The sequence below is a fragment of the Paenibacillus sp. H1-7 genome, from assembly GCF_022354825.1.
Classification (GTDB): domain Bacteria; phylum Bacillota; class Bacilli; order Paenibacillales; family NBRC-103111; genus Paenibacillus_S.
In genome coordinates this window covers 3,064,157-3,085,227 of sequence record NZ_CP031168.1, presented here as the reverse complement: position 1 = coordinate 3,085,227, position 21,071 = coordinate 3,064,157, and the positions used below count along the sequence as shown (strand labels likewise).

Below are 21,071 nucleotides of genomic sequence, written 5' to 3'. Positions count from 1 at the left end.
GGATAGCGTTTTTTACCGGAAAAAGCTTACTTATTATTCAGATGTATCGCGAGGAATTTCAAAAGCGCATTGTAAAAGTCGATCTTGTTAGAAAACTTGTGGAAGCCATGCCCTTCATCGTTTTTGACCATATAATGCGAATCGATGCCTCTGTTGCGAAGCGCCATGACCATTTGGTCCGATTCCTTCTTGTTCACCCTCGGGTCATTCAAGCCCTGTGCGAAGAAGATCGGCGCTTGGATACGGTCTACGTTCATCAATGGAGAGCTTGCTTCCATCATTGCCTTATCCTTCTCGGGGTGTCCTACCCGCTCGTACATTACTTGACGGTCCGGCTCCCAATAGTCCGGCATGGAATCCAGGAACGTGAACATACTGGACGGCCCCATATAATCGACGGCGGCTGCATAAAGCTCCGGCGTGTACGTTGCGCCTGCCAAAGCAGCATAGCCCCCGTACGATGCCCCGTAAATGGCAATACGTTCTTTATCCGCTATCCCTTGCTTAATAAGCCATTGAACGCCATCGGTAATATCGTCCTGCATGGCGCGGCCCCATTGTTTATTGCCTGCGTTCATGAATGATTTGCCATACCCTGTCGATCCGCGGAAATTGACTTGCAGAACGGCGTAGCCGCGGTTTGCCAATAATTGTACTTCCGGATCATAGCCCCACGAATCCCGTGCCCACGGTCCGCCGTGAGGAAGAACGACGACCGGCAGGTTGGTTGTGCCCACCTTTTTAGGCATCGTCAAATATCCATGAATGGTGCGCCCGTCTCGGGAAGGATACGAAATCGGCTTCATGTCAGCCATTTGCTCTTCTTTGATCCATGGCTGCGGATCGGCGTATTTATCCATCACCTTGGTCTTACGGTTGTAATAGTAGTACGCTCCGGGCGATTTGTCGCTGTAGGTGCGGAAAAACACCTTGGTATCCGGCAGCGGATTGCCGACGATTCGGAACTGCTGTCCAGGAACCAGAGCGGCTATTTCTTGATTCAGCTTTTCAAACTCATCATCCATATAATGGTAGTAAATTTTGTCGGTTTCATACTCGACGGCCAATATCGCCTTCTTCTTGAATGAAACGACAATATTGGTAATGTCGGCTTCCGGATTCTCATAGATCGTTTCTACGATCGATTTGGTGTTGAACTGGTAAGCGACCAGCGCCAGCTTGTCCCGTCCTATATTCGACAACGCGTACAGCTGCGATTGATCGAACGAGAACATGACCGGAATAAAGGTATCGCCGAATGGAATCGTCATAAACGTCTCGAAAGGATCGGATTCGAACCGCCGGTACAGCATTTTCGTATCGGTACCCTCGGTAGCCATAGCCATTCTGACTTCACCGTACAAATCCGTCACCCATTGGGTAATATTGCCCGGATTTTCGGCGATCATCTTAGATTCCCCTGTAAGAATGTTCATCTCATAAACATCGGATGCCGTTGAGGATCGTTTGTTCATCGTAAACAGAATATAATCGGGTTTCTTTGTATACAGCTCCAAAATATCCGCTTTGACTTTCGGATACGGCGTTAGATCTATATCCTTCGTTCCGTCTTTTTGTATGGAATGGATATGATAATCCTCATCCCCGCCCGAGCTCGTCATATAAACGATCGTATTATTATCGTACCAAACAAAATCTTCAATGGACCTATCCTTGCTATTGGTAATGCGAACGGCCTTTGAAATGTCCTCGCCTAATGTATACACAAAAATCTCATTCTGATTATTCTCGGACTTCAGCAGCGCATAAGTAACTCCGTTAGGAGAAACCTGCGCACTCCCTACATCGGATTTGCGGAAGAAATCTTCGATCGGGATTTGGCCGGTCTCCAATTCACCTATCATAATGGCCCGGTACAAGAATAGCGCCAGTTGAGCGCGAGTCACTTTATTCTTCGGCATGAATTCGACTTGATTCGTAAGAAAAAATTGCTTCAAGCGGATAATATCCTGGAAGTGGCTGTCGCCCATGGCCGCTTCATCTTTAAACCATACGTTAATCCCGTTATCTTTCAATTCGAAGGCTCTTACCAGCAAGCTGGCCATCTGTTCACGGGTTAACGACGCATCAGGCGAGAACTTCCCCTGGTCGCCCTGGACGATTTTTTTCTCAGCCAGAACGTTAATAGCTGACGCATATTCACTGGTCTCAGGGACATCGACAAAGCCTTTCAATGATGCAGGCTTGCCGAGCTTCAACGCTCTGCTGAGCCAAAGGGCCGTCACGCCTCTCGTTACTTCTTCGTCCGGCTTAAAGGTACCGTCCTCCGAGCCTTGTACAATCCCCCGTTGCGATAATACCGCGATTTCTTTGCTTGCATAATGATCTTTGGGCACATCCTTATACCCTTGTACTGCTTCATTCAAGGAGACAGCGCTTGCAAAGCTGGCAGTCGAGAAAATAAAGCAAAATACAAGCATCATGATTAAGGCTTTGGACACTTGACGGTTCATCAGAACGTCTCCTTTTTTTGATAAAATTAGCAACAATGCATTAAATATACACTAGAGTCTATTAGTCGTAAATACACATGTAAACAAATAAAATAGTTCGCTAGTCTCAGCACTCCAGCTGCAAAAACTAGTTGCATTTACAACGATTCCGCTACTATACTAATTAGTGGCATATGCAACTAATTCTCCTGGGGGAGGAACGGGATGGTCGATCAAAAGTATACGATTCCCCGATGGGTATCTTTGCTGTACAGGTACGGGCAAATGTACATCGGCGACCGGCTGAAGCATCTGGATATCGGCCGCGGGCAGCATATTTTTTTGAATACATTATACAGAGAAGACGGTTTAAGCCAGGAGGAGCTTTCCAGCTACCTCAAAATCGATAAAGGCACCACGGCCAAAGCGCTTAAAAAGCTGGAGGAGCAAGGCTATGTCACCCGTCAAGTCCGCGATGAGGACAAGCGGTCCTACCGGATTTTTTTGACAGAAAAAGCGCTCCTGATTAAGGACGAGGTCAGAGCGGTTCTCGCCGACTGGCGGACCAAGGTTACGGAAGGCTTGTCGGAGGAAGAGAAGCAGATGGCATTAACCGTATTGGAAAAAATGGGAACCAATGCAGCCCAGCTGTACGAAGAAACCATGAAGGGCAGCAAGGAAACAACATAACAAGCAGGAAGGTGACTCACTTGGGCATTAAAGCTTGGGGCGAGCGGATGGTTGACAATCATTTTCACGCTCTGACCCATCCCAATTACCGTTATTTCTGGACAGGACAATGCGTCTCCCTGATAGGGACTTGGATGCAAAATATCGGTCAGTCTTGGCTCGTATTAACGTTAACCGGATCCCCGTTATTATTGGGGCTTGTCGGAACGATTCAGTTTTTGCCTATTACATGCTTTTCATTATTTGCAGGGACGCTCATCGATAAATTTCCGAAGAAAAACATTTTGATCGTCACCCAGACGATATCCATGCTGTTGGCGCTGCTGTTATCGCTAATGGTGTTTACCGACACGATTAAATATGAGTATATTCTTGTCTTCGCTCTCATTCTCGGGTTAACGAACACGTTTGATTTGCCTACCAGGCAATCGTTCAATATCGAAATTGTAGGCAAGGAGGACTTGATGAACGCCATTGCGTTGAATTCTATGACGTTCAATCTTGCTAGAATATTAGGCCCTTCGATCGGGGCCGCCATGATGGCTCTGCTCGGTCCGGGATGGTGCTTCCTGCTGAACGGGATCAGCTTCTTGGCCGTTTTGTACGGATTGACGCGTATCAAGACGACCCCGTACGTGAGAGCCAAGAAAAAGGACGTCAGCATCTTTAAGGAAATCAAGGACGGGATGGTATACATAGCGAGGGATAACGTTCTGGCCTTGACCCTGCTGCTGGTTACGATTATCGGTACGTTCGCGTTTAATTTCAGCGTCCTGATCCCCGTATTTACCAAAGGGGTGCTGCAAATGGATGAACGAACCTACGGCCTGCTGATGTCTTGTCTGGGAGTCGGCTCATTAATCGGGGCGCTGACCGTGTCGCTTCGCAGCAAAAAAGGCCCCAACATGAAGGTGATCGTTGTGGCCTCGATGATGATTTCGCTGTTTCTGTTCTTGATCGGGTTGACGAAATCGCCTTACTTAGCCGGGCTGTTTCTTGCTTGTACCGGGATTTTTAACATTTTGTTCTCGACCAACTGCAACTCCACCCTGCAAATTCATTCCAAGGATGAATACCGCGCCAGGGTCATGAGCGTTTACTCGCTCGTGTTCGCCGGATCCGCCCCTGTCGGTAATTTGTTCGCCGGCTTTATAGCGGACCGGTTCGGCGCGGACGGCGCTTATCTCGCATGCGGCCTCATGTGCTTCGTGCCCTGTGTCCTTATCCTGATTTTGTTTCGAAAAAGAAAAGCCGTCTCCGAGGAACAGGCGGCCATGTAAACCATGCAAGGAAAAGCCCGGGAACGTTATTGGTTCCCGGGCTATTTTGTTGAATGAATCCAAAGGATTCAAAGGAAATCAAATATTGATTGTATAATCCGTGAGGTATGCCCTTCCAGCCCGGCTTACTTAGATCGGACAGGAGATCCGTTATTTCCTGAAATGATGCTGCTTTGGGAGCGTGATCGGACCGAGAGTCCGTTATTAGCTACTTTTACCCGGAAAAATTGTGTTTTTTCACGAAATAAAGGATCTGTAGTCCGATCACCCTTCAAAAAGAACCGCTTTGGGTAAAATAACGGATCTACGGTCCGTACCAACTTGAGCAACATTCCCCGACGGCGGGCATTAACACATTGGAATCACCTATGAAATAAAACATACGTGCAGTGGTATCCCGACGAGGACAACCTATCCGGAACCATGTTCAGTTGCCTCAATTGCCGTCTATTAGTGGATTACATGACGCTTTTGCGGATGACAAAATCTTCCGCCATCATCGTCCATATAGCTGGGTCTTCCATGCCGAGCCGCCAGAGCGCAATGCCGCGGATGCCTAGCTGATGGGCGGTTTCCATTTTGGCGCGGATGCTTTGCTCATTCTCGAACCAAACCTCGTGCTGGTTACCCGACTCATCGGTGTAGGCGAACATAGGAGTTTGCGTCTTCTCGTCGAAGATGACCTCCTTGTTATACTTTTTGGCCAAATCCATCGCCATTTGGTAGGTTGCATACGTATTCCGTTTGGTCGTCAAATTGAAATCGAAGCCGAACACGGAGACGGCGGCGGTTATTTTGCTGGCCGGCATCTTCGTCAACGCGTAGCCGACCACCTCTTTCATCCAGCCGATGGAAACGACCGGTCCCGGACCGCTTCCCGGCCAGCCGTGCTCATTATAGAGCATCAGCACCAGCTCATCGACGACGCTGCCAAGCACAGAATAATTGAACGGCGCGGAAAACGGATTGGTCGGCTGATCCGAGGTTCTGGAAGGCACGGCCACCGAATAATAATATCCCCTTTCCTTCAGCGCCCTCCCGAGCTCGCGGTAAAACATGGACAGCAGCTCCCGGTCCTCATAGCGGACATCCTCAAAGTCGATATCGACTCCATCGAACTGGTAAGCTTCAATCAGCTTGATGACATTCGAAATGAACTCGGCCCTTGTAGCGTTGCTGGCGAGCATGCCGTGGATAACCTCTTTATTCACGTTCTGATTTCCCCGTTCATACAACAGATTGTGGACCGTTGCCAGCATTTTGACATTGTGACGATGGCCGAAATCCACCACACTGCGCATATATTCGTCGGTAAAGGTGGAGGGAAACTTCTCGATTTGTACCGGATCGGCCCTTAAAATACGGAAGTGAAACATCCCGACATTCGAAAGCTGCGCCGTATTCTTGGTAAACACATCGTACGAGCTTGGCAGCGTCGGGCCTTCCTCCTCCGTATAGTAACCGAGCACTTCCTCTACGGGACGCGCTCCGTCATGCGGCACGAGCGTCACCGTTTCTCTCGCCATCCAACCGAGTCTGCCGTTGTGAATACGCACTTGGATCCAATCCCCGACAATCCCCGTCACCGGCAGCCGGGCTCCTTTATCCATTTGGGCCAGCACAGGAGCCTGCACACTGGCATACTGGTGGACATTGGCTGTATCGGACTTGACGATGACCTCCGTATAAATCGGGATTCGCAGCTTTTGCCCGATCTGCAGCTCCGTTGACGACAGTCCATTAAGCAGCATGATTGCTTCCACCGTTGTGCTGAACTGTTTTGCTATCGTATAAAGCGTATCTTTTGCTTTGACAGTGTATATGACAGGACCGGATACAGGGACCGATATGACCTGACCGACACTAAGCGACGGGGATGTGAGCCGGTTCGCCTTCATCAAGGCATCCACCGTAACTCCGAACCGCCGGGCAATCGAATACAAGGAATCTCCTTGCTGTACGACATAAGTAATCACTTGGCTTTTCTCCTTTGTGAAGCATATTCCTTATATGCTATTCATCGCGCCCAAAGGTTGGGATACTTTTTAGCTAAAATCTTAGGATTATGCTCATTATCCTAGGATCATGCATCCTAAACCAACACAAAAGCTAGTACAATTAAATCGTTAACCAATTGGTACATGCGGAGGATAAGGAAAATGACAGAACAAGAAAGAATGCAATGGTTCCGGGACGCCAAGCTTGGACTGTTCATCCATTGGGGTCCATATTCATTGCTGGGGCGGTGTGAATGGGCGTTCCGGCTGGACGGCTACAAGGTCAAGGAGTACGAAAAAGTTGCCGAAGGCTTCACAGGCGATGGATTCGACGCGGATCAGTGGTGCGCCATGGCTGTGAAAGCAGGCATGAAATATATCGTGTTAACCGCACGGCATCATGACGGGTATTGCCTTTTTGACAGCAAGGTCAGCCACAACACATCGGTTAAAGGGACGCCGAAGCGCGACTTTATCCGCGAATACACGGATGCCGCACGGCGCGCGGGACTGAAGGTCGGCCTATACTATTCGCTGGTCGACTGGAGATACAAGGGAGCCTGGGATCATGACCGGTATCCGGAATCAGTGGCTGCAATGGTACAGCAAGCCCACGAACAGGTCCGCGAGCTGATGACCGACTACGGCCGCATCGATTTGCTCTGGTATGACGGGGCGCAGGTGACGACCTGGGAATGGAAGGAACACGAGGATATCGCCGAGTTCTGGAGAGCCCGTGAGCTGAACGCCATGGTTCGCGGGCTGCAGCCGCACATTGTCATCAACAACCGCTCCGGCACGGTCGAAGATTATGTAACGCCGGAACGAAAAATTGAAGCCTCCAAAGAAGGCCTCCCTTGGGAAAGCTGCTTAAGCATATGCCCGCTCAGCTGGAGCTATGTGCCGGACAGTCCTAACCGGAAAACTGCAGCCGCTATAATCCGGGATCTGATTGAGATCGCCGCCGGAGGCGGAAATTTGCTGCTGAATACCGGACCGAAGCCGGACGGCTCCATGAATGAAACCGAGATCGGCAGCATCCTCGAAGCAGGCGATTGGGTCAAGCGGAATGCGGAGATGGTGTACCATGCGAGACGTAGCCCGCTTAACGAATTCGGTCCTCACGGACCGAACGGCTGCCTAGGCAGATGGATCGGCTCCGACGATCCGCGGGTGCACTACTTGGCTGCCATCGGATGGAGCGGCCGCGAGTTTTGGAGCGTCCGAATCGAGGGGAAGGTCGAGTCGGTAACGATAGTCGGAAGCGGCGAATCCGTCGCTTATCGTCAGGAAGGCTTCGGAAGGCTCATCCTGCAGGATTTGCCGGACATGCCGAGCGAGCCTCATTTTACAGTGTTCAAGGTAACGTTCGCCGAGCCGCCTAAGGCGCAGCCGGAATACTCCCGCGCGGAGTGGATCGAGAGCGATTTATAAGTATGACGTGCAGCAGCAGCCTCTTGCCCGGGCTATTAATAACCGGGAAGAAGCTGCTGCTCTCTGCTTCTATCGTCTATCCTTTGTGATCTTCCACGTTATGTGCAATGCGGACCATGTGGCCGTTCAGATCCCTGAATGTAAACTCTCTAACTCCCCAAGGCTTCGTTTCGATGTCCTTTACGATATCGACACCTTGGCTTTTATAATATGAGTACACCTCGTCCGCGTTATGGACAAACCAGTAGAATGCTGCAGGCGAAATGACGTCCTGCCGGTCGAGATGAAGCTCGATTCCTCCGCACGTTACCGCTCCGTAACCGTCCTCATCCCAAATCCATGCAACCTCAAAGCCGAGCACGTCGGTATAATACCGGACCGATTCTTGAAAATTGCTGACCGGTAAAATAGGAATTTGGCATTGACCATACTGTTGTATCACAGCTTTGCACCCCTTCTCAACCATAGTGTGGATTCTTGCTTATTCTGCAGTACGAAGGGGAACTCCTTCAAAAAGAGGAAATAAGTTCATGTTTTTACAACAATGAAAAAAGCACCTGATTCCCGCCAATGCTGCCATTAGCTCGAGATCAGGCGCTTCCCGCTGAAGCTTTATAAAGTCAATGCGGAGTCATACTTGCCCGGAAATCCGCTTCTCCATACTTTGTACCCTAGCCCTACATAAGCTAATCCCCATAACAGAGTGAACCATTGGCTTAAAGCCGGAACGAAGCCCAGAATCGGCCAGACTAGGAGCAAAATGCTGGCCCATAGCGGCAGCTGCCGTGCCTTTATGGAGACGACGGAAAATAAAATGATCCCTGCCAGCATGGTCACTTCATTAATTATTGGCAGTATCGTCACCCCATCGACAGGCTGCGCGTTCAACATGGTGCTCCAGACGAGGCAGCCGGTGATCATATTGCTGAACGATAGGAGCAGGCAGCCGACCAAGCCGACAACCCCCGTCCGGATGGTCTGGTATAAGTAAAGGCCAGGCGATCCGACAGCCATTAAATAGCAGGTTATGAGACCCGCCCACAGCTCAGGCATGCTATTGCTTCCCCAAATGAATGCGAACGGAGCCATAAGCATTCTGGAAATTCCGCTAATGACGGCAATCAAGCCAAGACTGGCCGTAACCTTTTCCAAGGTCATGAAGCGATCACCCTTCCACTGCTAAATACAGCCCGGTTAGTCCTTTGCCGTAATGGTAAAAGGAGCTGACCGGTACCGCTTAATGTCCGATCTGTCCAAGCTTGCTCATCGCCCTTAACACCAGGACGCCGCCTTGCGCTCGGGAGGCGGTTGCCTGCGGCGCGAACACGCCTTCGCCGACACCATCGATAAGCGCCTGCTCCCGGGCCAGCTCAACATAGCCGGCTGCCCATGCGGCAATTGCGCTGCCGTCTGTGAAGCCCGGAACGGCATCAGCAGCTTCAAGCTGCTTTGCTTTGTCCGCCGCTTGCCCTTCCAGTCCCAGGGCACGAACAATCAGTACGGCAAGCTCTTCCCGCGTTAGTGACTCATCCGGGCGGAAGGCTCCCGCTGCGTCACCCTGTACAAGCCCCCGCTTCTTCGCTTCGGCCATGTACGGGTAGTACCATGCGTTGTTCGGAACGTCCCGGAACGGTTCCTCGACGGCAGAAGAAGCACTGCTGGAAGCTGCTGTAGAAGCCGTTGCAGCAGCCGGTGATACTTCTGCGTGACTCGGCCATTTTGTCATCTCAACAAGAAGCTTTGTAAACTGGGCTCTTGTGATCGGACGATCCGGCTGGAATTCGGATTCCGTCATGCCATCTACGATACGGCGCGATATCAGCACCTCCATATCGCGCTTCGACCAATGACCGTTCAAATCGGCGAAGCTGCGGTTGTAATCCATGATGGCATAGATACCGGCGCTGTCTATCTTGGCGGTAACGGTGCTTGAACCGGAGTCGTACACTCCTCCCGCATAGTGCCATTGGGTCAAGTTCGCCTCATCCCGCCGGAACAATCCCAGCTTGCGCGCATCGAAATCAAGCCGTTGAGCCGCTTCGTATTTCAACGTTAGATTGACCGGCTTCGCCATACTTCCCCTATCCAACTGAAGCTGAAACGCTTCGCTGTATCGGTTGAACGCGGCCGGAATCGCCACCTCGTCTTCCTTCAGACGCCGAATCGTCAGCTGCCGTGCTTCGTCAAAGGCTCCCGACGGAATATTCAGGCTCACTGTGCCGCCGAATCCGCTCCATGTTTGGGCTTCCGGGAATACAGGAACCGTAACGGCTTCCGCAGATCCGTTCGGATCTGCAGGCGGTACAATCCCCCCTCCTCCACCGCCCGATCTTGAGCGGCTAGATGCAAAAGTACGGGCGCTAACCGATACGCCAGGCGCCGCATTGCCGCTCGTATCCACGGCGACAAGCTTGATTTCATACAGCGTGTTCGATGGAAGCCCTGTCATATCGTATGCTTGAGTCCCTTTAGCTACGATGACCGGATTAGTGAACGTTCCGGATGCTCCTTCTTTTTTCCACGAGATAAGAATATGGTCCAGATCCGTATCTGCAGGATCCTTCCAGCTCACGTGAATGGTCCCCGACGCTCCGCTGGCGGCCGTTGAAGTTACATTACCCGGCGGCGTCTCATCCGGTCCCTCATAATTCAGCGTGCGGCCTTTTATTTCTGCCGCTGCGGATTCATTCCAGTACGTGTCCGCAGCAACAAGGCGAACGATGTAATCGGTGCCAGGCTTAAGGCCGTTCACGGTCCATGTCTGAATGCCCTTATTGACATACTCCGGATTGCCGAACCGGGCATCACCCTCCTGCTTCCAGGAAACGAGCATTTTGCGCAAATCGATATCTGCCGGATCCGCCCAGTTCAGCGTCAGTGCGCTCTTGTCGGCAACGATTGCGATCCCGGCCGGTTGTCCCGGACCGGTTGTATCCATGACAAGCTCTTCCTCCTTCATCGTTGCGGCCGACGTCCTGAGTCCGGGTGACTCCATACCGTTGTAGCCGACAGTGACCAGCTTCAAGTCGTAAGTCATACTGTGCTGCAGTCCGCTTAAAACAGCGAACGACTGGCCGGCGCTTATTTCCTCGGATCCTGAAGATGTCCCCGACTTGCTTTGCCAATAAAGCTTATACGCCTTGAAGTCGGCGTTCTGCGCTTTTTCCCATTCGACAACGATTTGTTTGGAGCCGCCTGCCGCGACTAAACCGGATGCAGCGTCAGCAGGAGCCGCATCGGCGGCCTTCACGATAATCGAATCCGCTACTTGATCGGCCTCCATTGCCACGTGGGCATAACTGAACGCCTGTGCAGCCACGGTGACTTTGTAGGCGGCACCTTGTTTGAACTTGCCGTCAGCCGGGTCGGGAATGAACCGGAAGCGCTTGGCGACCGGCCGGCCGCTCCCATCCATTTGGGGATTGACAGGCACTACCGTGCCGGCAATCCCATCGCCTTCAGCCGTCTCAACCTTTATGGAGAATGGTCCGGTCACAGTCTCATTCAGCATATACTTCGTGAAGCCTACCTGAACTCCCGATCCATACACAGCTTCAATTACGGACACTTTGGGCGCCTCAAGTGATGTCATTGGGACGTTGACATCGAAATGCGGCGGCAATACCGTCAGCTCCGCGCTCTCTGCAGGAAGATACCCTTCCTTCTCATACAGTACCTTCCACTTGCCTTCCGGCACATCCCAGCCGTAGCGTCCGTTGCTGTCGGTAATCAATGGATTTTGCTGGCCAAACCACGATGAATCCCATACATGCCACTGGCCTGAAGACGGATCCAACTGAAGCAGCGTCGCGGTCGCCCCCTCCACCCGGTTATCCGGAACCGCTTCATACACATACCCGCTCGGATCCCAGATCCATGTCGGGTCGGCTACTTTATCGTCATCCTTGCGCCGTTTTTTCTTTTCATCTTCGTCGTCATCATCTTTTTTCTTGCAGCGGTCTATCGCTCCTGCAGCGGCCATGTCGTCCCGCCATTGCTTATCCTTCTCGAATTCGGCTTTGAGCTGGTTCAAGTTCTCCTCCCAGCTGTCTTTGGCAATGTCCCCGATGACGGTAAACGAAGTGGCCAAAACGAAGCCGCCAACAGGAGGCACCGCCAAGGTCAGCGTTCCTGCAACCAAACCGAGACCGGTCATCGTATTTTTGACGATTAACGTTCTTGCCGCCTGTTCGTACAGCATATCCGTCATCTTAATGTAGTGGTTGACTGTAGGACCGTGACATTCGCTGTTAATGACATAATCCTGGAATGCAATCAAATCGTCCGCGTATTTGGCGAAGTCCATACTATCCATGACATAGTCTTTCAAATCCATGCCGGTTGCGAACTTGCCGAACGCTTCGCTGTCTTTAAATACTAGCTCCAGGACGTTGATTACATGATCCTCAATTCCTTTGGCGCCAAATGCTGCCGACAGCTCCTGCTGCTGTTGAGGGCTTAACAAGGAGGCCGGCAGTGTCGCTTTAATGGTGACGGTACCAGCAGCTTCATTGACATCCATGGAATAATCCCCATACGGAATCCGTTTATTACTGGTGCCGGCCGGTTTGGGCGCAGGCTTCATCTTCCACCTGACGTACAGCGTTTCTTTATCTTTCGTCGGAAACGTCACCTTCAACGGTTTGGATCGGTAATATCCGTCGTCGGCCAAGCTTGCTTGCTTCGAAGGCGGCAGCTCCTCTTCCTCCACCGTCTCATAGACGGCCTGGCTCCAAATATCCGGAAGCCCGCTGAGCGAGGCTTCCCAATCCCTCGTCGATGGGATCGGTCTCGGTTTGTAATCCTTCGGCTTTTCGTCATATGTTATATAAACACCGGTGCCAACCCCGTTTGAAGGAATAAAGATCGCTTCATACGCTTTGGACGACTCGTTCCATTGCGCCGTCAGCTCTTCCTCGCCAATAGTCACCCTCACGTTCGATACTCTCTCCGGGTCGTTGAAGGCTGCTGCCAAATGCATAGGCATACCGGGAACTATAACGAATGGGAATCGGGCAATGCCTTCACCCGGATCAAATTCAATGACGCGTCCGCCGGCTTGCTTCATGGTAAATTTGGTCATTACGGCTTGATTGGGGTCTATCGCCACAATGACCGATTGCGACTGGGACATCCCTTCCTCATTCTCCGTCTTGGCAAGGAGCCGGTAACGGCTGATATCTCCCCATACCGTATCCGCTTCCTTCACGGGAAGAGTAATATCGGTGTACCAAAGTCCTCCCGGTGTCGCTTGGGCATGGCCTGCTATCCGCCCGTCGGCATAGATAGTTACCGTCTGTCCAGCAGGCGCACGCCCCCCCACTTTCATCGTGTGCTTCAAAAACCGGGCGGGAGCTTCCAGTGTAATAGGGCCGACCCGGATGAAGGAGGTGCCGAGCAGCTCGACGTTGGGCTCAACCGCGCCGCGCCGCGAATACTGAATATTCATTTGTGCTTGAATATCCGGTGACGCTTGGTCTTCGATCTTTAACCGGTAGCTGATAGAGCCGTCTATCCCTTTCTCGATCCGGCCAACAGGAATCGTCGCAATGCCATCCTTCACTATCGGCATGACGAGTAGGCCATTCAGCATGACGCTTTCGTTCAGAAGCGAAGTACCGGCCGGCACCGAAACGGCAATGGAAGCATCATTCACCGCTGCTTCGTCAGCAAGCCGGTAGCTGCCTCGCATCGTCACCGTATCGCCGGGCATAGCTCTTGCTTCCTGAGAATTGTAGCCGTTGCCCTGTTTCCCTTGAAATAGTGCATTGGCCGGAGGGATCGATACCGGGCCAAGATCCCTCAGTTCGCCTTCCCCCACCGTTACATCGATGGAATAGGAGCTTCGAGGGGAGTTCCAGTAATATCCATAAATACTACTGATCGTAATTCGATAATCGCCGCTTTTCGGAACCGATACGGCAAAGCTGCCGTTCCCGTCCATGCTGCCGTAATGGCTGAAGCCATAAGATCCCCCGCTCCCTTTGGAAAAGACCGAAATACGGTAATCGGACAGCTTCGATTCCCCAACCAGAACGCCGCGTATTCTTCCCTTCTCCTCCAAACGAAGCTCCGCCGTACCGCTAAGCCGCTCATCGAGAACCAGTTCATCGCAGTGGTCGGACAGTCCGGCCTCCCGCCCGTTAATGCATACGCCTAATGTATCGCCCTCTGTCGAATTGCCTACGGACAGCTTATTTCCTATGACGCTATCCGTGTTGTAGTAAAACGAGCTGCGAGGCGATTTGATCTGCAAGCCGTAATGTACAGCCGTCCTCCAATCGGCTATATCGATCCGCTGCCAATCGCCGTCAATCGGCTTCATTCGGGCATCGATAGCTATGGTGCCGGTCATTTGCTTATATAGTGTCAAATCTGCAACCGAGGCTCCGCCAGGAATTATTTGCACGACCCGGCTCTGGATCGATTGGGCAAACGGACGAACGCTGCTCGCAGTAACGAGATAGCTCCCTACGTCTGCTGAAAGCTGGTAAACGCCCGACTCGTCCGTAACCGTCTCGTGCCACAATCCCTTTTCTTGTGCAAACAGCTCGACTTTGGCATTCGCGGCCGGATCTCCTGTTTCGTCGGTCACTTTTCCTTTTAACGTCCCCGTCGTCATCTTGACCAGAGAGAACGATTGGTCATTTCTGCCCGGCTCGAGGCGGACGGACATCCTGTCCGGCTCAGCATACGGGGAACGTGCAGCAACGCGAATGCTGATGGTCTCTCCGGCAAACCGTGCTCCCCACAACGATATGTCTCCGTTACTGTCCGTTCTACCGCTGAACAGCAGCCGATCCTGGCTATCGTAAAATTCAACCTGCTCGCCGGAAGCCCGGTTGTTATCTTTGCGCACGTTGACATGAAGCTCAGCCTGCGGACGAACGGCAACCGATACGCTTGCTTCCCTTCCGCCTTGCACAGCTATCCCTTCTTGGAACTGTAGGCTCTTGCCGGAAGAATCGACAACCTTGATTTCATAATCGTCCGCTTCAGCCAGGTCGATCCCAGCAATCCATGCATTGGATTGTCTGGACAGGCTGCTTCGGTTACCAAGCTGCTTCGATTTGCTCCAGACGTTTACGGAAGTACCGCTCAAAGCATCGGGATAATCGGTCTGGATCGTCACCTTAAGCTTCCCTGCTATTTTTACAGGCAGCGAGGTCAATTGCTTGAACTGTTCCGGTTCGTCAGTCAAGCGGATTTTGATCCCGGTCAGCTCGAAGGCATCCGAAGGCACCTGAACTTGGGCAAGAAATAATCCCGGGCTTCCTGCCGCCTCGGGCATCGGCAATACAAGCTTCTTCGCCACTGCCTCGCTGCCGGCACGTGCCTTGTAATCAACAACAGCTTCCAGCCTTCCCCCTGTTTCGCTGTATGCGCGAACGGTAAAGCTGCCGCCCATTACAGGGAAACCGGATACGGATTGATTAAGCGACCAGCTGGGCCGCATGATCCGATCCTCTTGCCCGGACGTAAAGTCGCATTGCTCCTCCTCCGCAAAGCAGACGACATACACCGAATTTCGGCCAACGGTAAATGCGACTCTGGAGCCGTCACCGCTCAAGCTCGTATCATAGGTGCTTCCAGCCCGGTTGCCGAGCCGCTGAAACTCCTGGTTTACCCGGTCATACCGCAAGGCGCCCCATTGGGAGTCAAACATACCCAATGGCCCCGGTCTGCTGCCGGGATCGTAATTGTAATATTCCATGCTGATAAATCTACCGTCGCTGCTCATTTTCGGATCCCTGATGCCTATATCCTCATTGCGCGGGAACGAAATTACGATTTCGCTCCGTCCGGTCTGACGATCCATAATATAGAGTCTCTTATCCTCGGTTCCGTATGCCGAAGTAAACACGATATATCTGCCGTCCGACGACAGGCTCGGATCGAAGACGGGAAGCTCAATACCGCCCTCCCTGAGCGCAGGGACATACTCCAGCTTCCCGGTTGCTGTGTCATACTGGTACAGTCTCCACATGGACTGCGTTGTCCCTGTGACCAGATTGCCGGCTAGCGACACGAACAGGACATAACGGCCGTCAGCGGACATAAACGATTTGTAGCTGGCATCGTTCCCCTGATTGCCCTCAGCGGAAACGGAAATTCGTTTCAGCTCCTTGCTGGACCGGTTATATAGAAACACATCGCTATATTCGTTCGTATCGCCGCTGACGACGTCATCGGCGACAGATGAGAAAGCGAGCCATTGCGCATCGTCACTTATCGATACCGACAACGCCATGCTGCCGAAATCGTGCGGCAGCCTGTCTTTGGTTTTCGCGACTCTATCGTAAACCGCCACGTTGTTCCCGCCGTTGTCCGTATTCTCGAAATAGGCTACGTATCGACCATCCGGACTGATGTCGATCAGCTGCTCGCTTTCTAGCCTGTACTGGACATCGAACATATCGGCAATCCATTCCGTTTGCCCTGTCGGGATGTCGTATACGTAAATACCGTAACCGCTCTGTCGGGGCGGAGCCGGATTCGCATCATAGGCGATATAAGCGACCGATTTGCCGTCTTTACTCAATGTCGGCTGCCAGTACGCCTCCCGATATTCCGCTTGATCCGGAATTTTGGCTACAAGCAGCGCATTTTTATGAAAGGTGGATGTCCACAGATTGTATTCTTCCGACTGGTTGCCTGCCTTATCGACGGAACGGACGCCGTATTCTATCTTCTCCATCTCACCCAGGCCGCCTTCAAAATAGTACCGATCCTTCGTGACGGCAACGACTTGGCGGTTTTTCTCGACTACGTAATGGTCGACGGTAGGATCTTCTATGTAAGTGCCCGGATGGCTCGGGTCCTCCATCAACGGATGATCCCACTGCAGCTCTATTTCGTTATAGCCTACATTCGTCCAGCGCACCTCCCACGTGGGCGTTGGCGCAGTACGATCGACCGTAAATTGGACCGGCTCTGACTCCGGACTTACCTGTCCGTTCACTTCCGCTGCAGCAGTAACCCTGTACTCCCCCTCCGACGTAAGGGGAAGGGTCAGCCGAAACCGTCCTACGCCCGGTCCATCCTCCACCGATGCTTCGGCTTGCCCGATCTCCTCCCGATGGTGTCCGCCCACACTGGTATATACTGTAACGACGGCATGCAAAGCAGCCGTTCCGGCAACCTCGACCGTTTGCAGATTGGTCAAGGCAGGTAACGGCAATAAACGGGGCGCCTCCGGCAGCAGATATACCGCCTTAGACACACTGCTCCCCTGCTCCTTTCCCTTCGGCGAAGCAGGGATTTCATACACAGCGGGAATCACCGCCGCCGTCAGATCGCCGATTTTCCGGCTGACGGTTTGCAGCGGAACGCCGGTGGGTCCACCGTGCTCCTGCCGCCATGCTCCGGACGCTTCTGCCTCAGCGGTTATCCCTGCCGGAATGGCGAGCTCCAGCAGCAGGCTCACAACCAGCATCCAAGCCCATATTCGCTTCATCGTTCCCTTCACACACCTTCCGAAATGAAATCAGATGATAAAAAGCTTAGTCGATATCAACTTTTTCATCATATCAGAAGAGGTACCGGGAACCATCTGACGAACGATATATGCGGCGGTTATATCTTTTTCCGTACTGTAAGGAAATCATTGCTTAGCTTATGCTAACTCAACTCGGCAGCAGCTAAGCCATTGCTCTCAATGAAGCCGAAGCTGGCTCGCTTTTTGGATCGCCTGAATACGTCCGTTCACCTGCAGCTTACCGTAGATCCGATGCAGATGAAGCTTGACCGTACCTTCAGCCAAGACGAGCCTTTCCGCAATCGCCTTGTTGGACAAACCCTCAGCGATTAACTGAAGCACCTCTTGCTCCCTTGCCGTTAACGGGACTACGATTGATCGGTCACGCGCCGCAGGATCGCCGGATAAGCTTGTTGCCGAGGACAGCGCCATGATTTGCTGCAAGTAGGGCAAGGAAACGCCCGGAGTCTGGACTTCCGGCATGTACCGGTTTTTTCGCACTTCGGCATATTGGCTTAACAAATGCTCCGCAGGATGATCGGCGAAAATTCTCGCATATCCTTCCCGTTCACCGATGATAAGGGCTTCGTGCAAATGCAGCATACATGTATGGAGGTTCCCCCGTTCATGATGAATTTCAGCGAGACACAGCAGCGCTTCAAGCTCCGTCAGGATGCGTCCGGAACGCTTCGCCTTTTGCAACAGCCGCTCCGACCACGTATAGGCGGTCTGAACCTCTTTTTTTCCTATTAATACTCGTATGGAGGTCAGCATTTCAAACTCGTGATGGTCGTTCCAGTCCTGCTGCTTGCTCCAGGGGACATGGTCCAGCCATGCATTAGCCGCACTCGTATTGCCTTGGAGCAGCCAAAAGCGAACGAGCTGAGTTTGCAGCAGGTCGATCCAATGAGAGTAACGATAGGGCGTCTGCTGCAGCCAATCCATCGCTTCACAAATGACGGTTAGCGCTTCACCTTCGGCTCCTTGAGCCCAATATATTTTGGACCGTACGATAACCGCAGGAACGTAAGCCCCGCATACGCTGCTTTGCTTGGCGATACGGATCGCATCCTCCGCCAGCTGCAGCGATTCCGTCAATTGGTTTCTTTCATAGCAAATCTCGCTCAGGGCTGCGCGTTGATAAGCCGTAAAAGGAAAGTTATCGAAATGATGGTTGGAAATAAATGTATGGTATAGCCGGTGATATCGCTCGGCGAGCTTCAATTGTCCGTTGAAACCGTAATAACCGCGGGTAAAAGGAACGATTCGGTCATTAAGCTCCATACCGAGTCCGAACAGCATGGGCAAGCCCGCGATCTCGGGTATATCTTCGCGCATGGCCAATGCTTCCATAAGGGAGTATGCGCGCTTGTTATCCGCGACAAGCATCGCCTGATAAATTTGCGCTACGACCAGATCCTCCCGAACTCCCGCATAATGAGCGGCTTCTTCCTTGCTAAGCGGCTCCATTGCCTTTTGGAATAAGATCACATACTCATCCAGTGGCTCCTTGCGGCCCTGCAGCAGCTCGGTCCATATTTGCAGAATAAGCAGACCGGGCCGATGCCGGAACGGATCCGGCAGCTGCTTCAGCCAACGATGCAGCGTTGTCAGCTCTCGCAGCTTCAGCATCTCAGTCGCGATGCTTTGTATGAGGCTGCATGCTTTCTCCGTCACGCCTCCTACCAAAGCATGCTCGATCGCTTCCCTCACCAGGCCGTGCCGCTCGTACCAAACGCTTGCCCTCTGATGCAGGGTGACCAGTTCCTCGGCTCGCTCCTGTTTAAGACGGCTGCGCAGAAAATCGGCAAACAAATGGTGATACCGGAACCATTGTCCCTCGCCGTCGAGAGGAATGAGAAACAAATGCGACCTCTCGATTTCCCGCAGGAGTCCCTCCTCAACCTGCTCGCCCGTCAATACGGCGCATAGCTCGGTATTGAGCCTTTCCAGAACGGAGGTTCTTAGCAAAAACAGACGCAGCCGTTCGGGCAGGTGAAGTAATACTTCTTCCATCAAGTAGTCGGCCACATAACGATGATTCCCCATAAAATGGCTCAGTGTATCCTGCTGGCCGGATACATGGGACAAAACCGCCAGTTGAACTCCGGCGACCCAGCCCTCCGTACGTTCGGAAAGCAATTTCAGCGACGATTCTCCAGGCACATCACCGGTTTGATGATGCCAGAACGATGATATTTCCCGTTCGGAAAATTTCAAATCCGAAAGCCCGATTTCATTCAGCTCACCTTGTACGCGAAGGGTTCCCACCGGGATGGGAAGCTGTTGACGGCTCATAATGCAAAGATGAATTTGCGGCGGCATCCGATCCAGAAAAAATGCAAGCGAGCGGTGCACCTCCTCCGAAACGATCAGATGATAATCGTCCAGCACAAGAATGACTTCGCCGTCGATTTCAAACAAGTCATTAACGAGCCAGCCGATCATCTGTTCAAATGAGAAGGATATCGATTGCAGCAGCGGAAGCGATTTGTGTCCGACCCCAGGATGGAGCCGATCGAAAGCGGCGATTACGTAGCTCCAGAACCTCATTAAATCGTTGTCCCCCTGATCCAGAGAGACCCACCCTGCGTTTATTTGTTCATTATGCACCCAATGACTGACGATCGTCGTTTTGCCAAACCCCGGGGGCGAGGTAAGCAGCGTCAGCTTCCGCTTCATCGCCCACGACATTTTCTTCAATAAATGCTCGCGGGTCACGAGATAAGACGGCTGCTTGGGAATGTATAATTTCGTGCTAAGCAGCGGGTACGGGGTAGCACCGGGATGGCTGATTTGGTTATACTGGCTCACCGGACAATGGTCCTCCTATACTGGGAATTTACGTTAGTTTACACATTCTACACAAGCCGAAAGTTCCCCTTTCGCTTTTGTTACAAAAGGTAACCTACAAATGAGAAAAACCTATATCGGGGTCCTTTCACAAAGGAGCGGCCATTAAAAAAACCGCCATTGCTGGCGGTCGGATGTTTCATGCGCGCTATTCCTTCTTCCTATTGCTGGAGCCGGCTACCTCGGAATCCTGGTTGTTGCCAGGCTGCGACTTTTTCCCGTTATTGTTCGCATTGTTGCGGGACATGGATACTCCTCCTCTCGCTTACATTGGCATTACCGTTAAAGTATGCCTCGCTCTCCCGTGTCCGTATTCATCCTAGCCCGCTCCTCTTACGTGCTTATCGCTATGGGGCTAGCCCCGGCATGAATGCGGTCAAGCCCATGGCTACGGCCCACGTCAATACTGCGCTCCAAAAAATGATCCCGGTCGCCATCCATACAAACAGCTTTTTCGGCTCCGCTCCGAACGAAATGCCTATCGCCGCTCCCAATGGTGCCCCGGTAAGCAACGGCGACAAGAACCCTAACCCCGGAATGCCGTACTTGTCCCAAATCCGGGCCATGCTGCCGCCTCTGCCGCCCTTCTTGCTCTGAAACCGCCGGATGAGCCAATTGCGCAGCGAGGTGCCGAAAAAAATAACGATTACCGCACTGATCATAGAGCCCAAAGCGCTCAAGACCGCTGTCGTGACCGGATTCAGCTTCAAGGTGAAGCCGAGCGGTATCGCCGCCCATAATTCTAAGACGCCTGTGCCTACTACGGACGCCCACATCAACAGATCACTCATTCGAATCACCCGATTTCATGTTAGTTTTACTGCCTACAACCATGCAGCGCTACATAGCTATACGGTTCGCTGCCTCTGCCGGTAACAAGAAAGAT

At 52.3% G+C, this 21,071-nt stretch carries 10 protein-coding genes; 3 read left to right on the top strand and 7 right to left on the bottom strand.

Translation table 11 applies throughout. The features are described from left to right. Positions 1-26 precede the first annotated feature (26 nt). Entirely contained in the window at positions 27-2,474 is a 2,448-nt protein-coding gene (locus tag DVH26_RS13580) for a S9 family peptidase (protein ID WP_239634217.1), read from the bottom strand. A gap of 204 nt (positions 2,475-2,678) precedes the next feature. Between DVH26_RS13580 and DVH26_RS13575 the strand changes: the two genes are divergently transcribed. Both DVH26_RS13575 and DVH26_RS13570 read left to right on the top strand, forming a co-directional pair. Continuing rightward, complete coding sequence (locus DVH26_RS13575; protein ID WP_239634216.1) at positions 2,679-3,143, top strand: MarR family winged helix-turn-helix transcriptional regulator; 465 nt, start codon at positions 2,679-2,681, stop codon at positions 3,141-3,143. Between the two features lie 20 nt (positions 3,144-3,163). Next, positions 3,164-4,423 carry an MFS transporter gene (locus DVH26_RS13570; RefSeq protein WP_239634215.1) on the top strand — a complete coding sequence of 420 codons (1,260 nt, stop codon included), beginning with the start codon at positions 3,164-3,166 and terminating at the stop codon, positions 4,421-4,423. Between the two features lie 458 nt (positions 4,424-4,881). On the opposite strand, the gene DVH26_RS13565 is transcribed toward DVH26_RS13570, so the two are convergent. After that, complete coding sequence (locus DVH26_RS13565) at positions 4,882-6,399, bottom strand: LysM peptidoglycan-binding domain-containing protein (RefSeq protein ID WP_239634214.1); 1,518 nt, start codon at positions 6,397-6,399, stop codon at positions 4,882-4,884. Positions 6,400-6,582: 183 nt separating this feature from the next. Between DVH26_RS13565 and DVH26_RS13560 the strand changes: the two genes are divergently transcribed. Next, positions 6,583-7,854, top strand: a complete 1,272-nt coding sequence (locus DVH26_RS13560; RefSeq protein WP_239634213.1) for an alpha-L-fucosidase — start codon at positions 6,583-6,585, stop codon at positions 7,852-7,854. Between the two features lie 76 nt (positions 7,855-7,930). Here the strand turns inward: DVH26_RS13560 and DVH26_RS13555 are convergent, their stop codons facing one another. From DVH26_RS13555 to DVH26_RS13535, 5 genes are all read right to left on the bottom strand, one after another. Then, positions 7,931-8,296 carry a bleomycin resistance protein gene (locus DVH26_RS13555; protein ID WP_239634212.1) on the bottom strand — a complete coding sequence of 122 codons (366 nt, stop codon included), beginning with the start codon at positions 8,294-8,296 and terminating at the stop codon, positions 7,931-7,933. Positions 8,297-8,466: 170 nt separating this feature from the next. Then, entirely contained in the window at positions 8,467-9,012 is a 546-nt protein-coding gene (locus tag DVH26_RS13550) for a hypothetical protein (protein ID WP_239634211.1), read from the bottom strand. Between the two features lie 79 nt (positions 9,013-9,091). Beyond that, positions 9,092-17,311 carry an S-layer homology domain-containing protein gene (locus DVH26_RS13545; protein WP_239634210.1) on the bottom strand — a complete coding sequence of 2,740 codons (8,220 nt, stop codon included), beginning with the start codon at positions 17,309-17,311 and terminating at the stop codon, positions 9,092-9,094. Between the two features lie 198 nt (positions 17,312-17,509). Continuing rightward, positions 17,510-20,146, bottom strand: coding sequence for a winged helix-turn-helix domain-containing protein (locus DVH26_RS13540; RefSeq protein ID WP_239634209.1), 2,637 nt, complete (start codon positions 20,144-20,146; stop codon positions 17,510-17,512). A 386-nt stretch (positions 20,147-20,532) separates the two neighbouring features. Continuing rightward, complete coding sequence (locus DVH26_RS13535) at positions 20,533-20,976, bottom strand: small multi-drug export protein (RefSeq protein ID WP_239634208.1); 444 nt, start codon at positions 20,974-20,976, stop codon at positions 20,533-20,535. Positions 20,977-21,071: the final 95 nt, after the last annotated feature.

Excerpts from the sequence above, each read along its gene's own strand:
- DVH26_RS13560 (WP_239634213.1), top strand. The coding sequence starts at position 6,583 with ATGACAGAACAAGAAAGAATGCAATGGTTCCGGGACGCCAAGCTTGGA.
- DVH26_RS13535 (WP_239634208.1), bottom strand. The coding sequence starts at position 20,976 with ATGAGTGATCTGTTGATGTGGGCGTCCGTAGTAGGCACAGGCGTCTTA.
- DVH26_RS13580 (WP_239634217.1), bottom strand. The coding sequence starts at position 2,474 with ATGAACCGTCAAGTGTCCAAAGCCTTAATCATGATGCTTGTATTTTGC.
- DVH26_RS13575 (WP_239634216.1), top strand. The coding sequence starts at position 2,679 with ATGGTCGATCAAAAGTATACGATTCCCCGATGGGTATCTTTGCTGTAC.
- DVH26_RS13545 (WP_239634210.1), bottom strand. The coding sequence starts at position 17,311 with ATGAAGCGAATATGGGCTTGGATGCTGGTTGTGAGCCTGCTGCTGGAG.
- DVH26_RS13550 (WP_239634211.1), bottom strand. The coding sequence starts at position 9,012 with ATGACCTTGGAAAAGGTTACGGCCAGTCTTGGCTTGATTGCCGTCATT.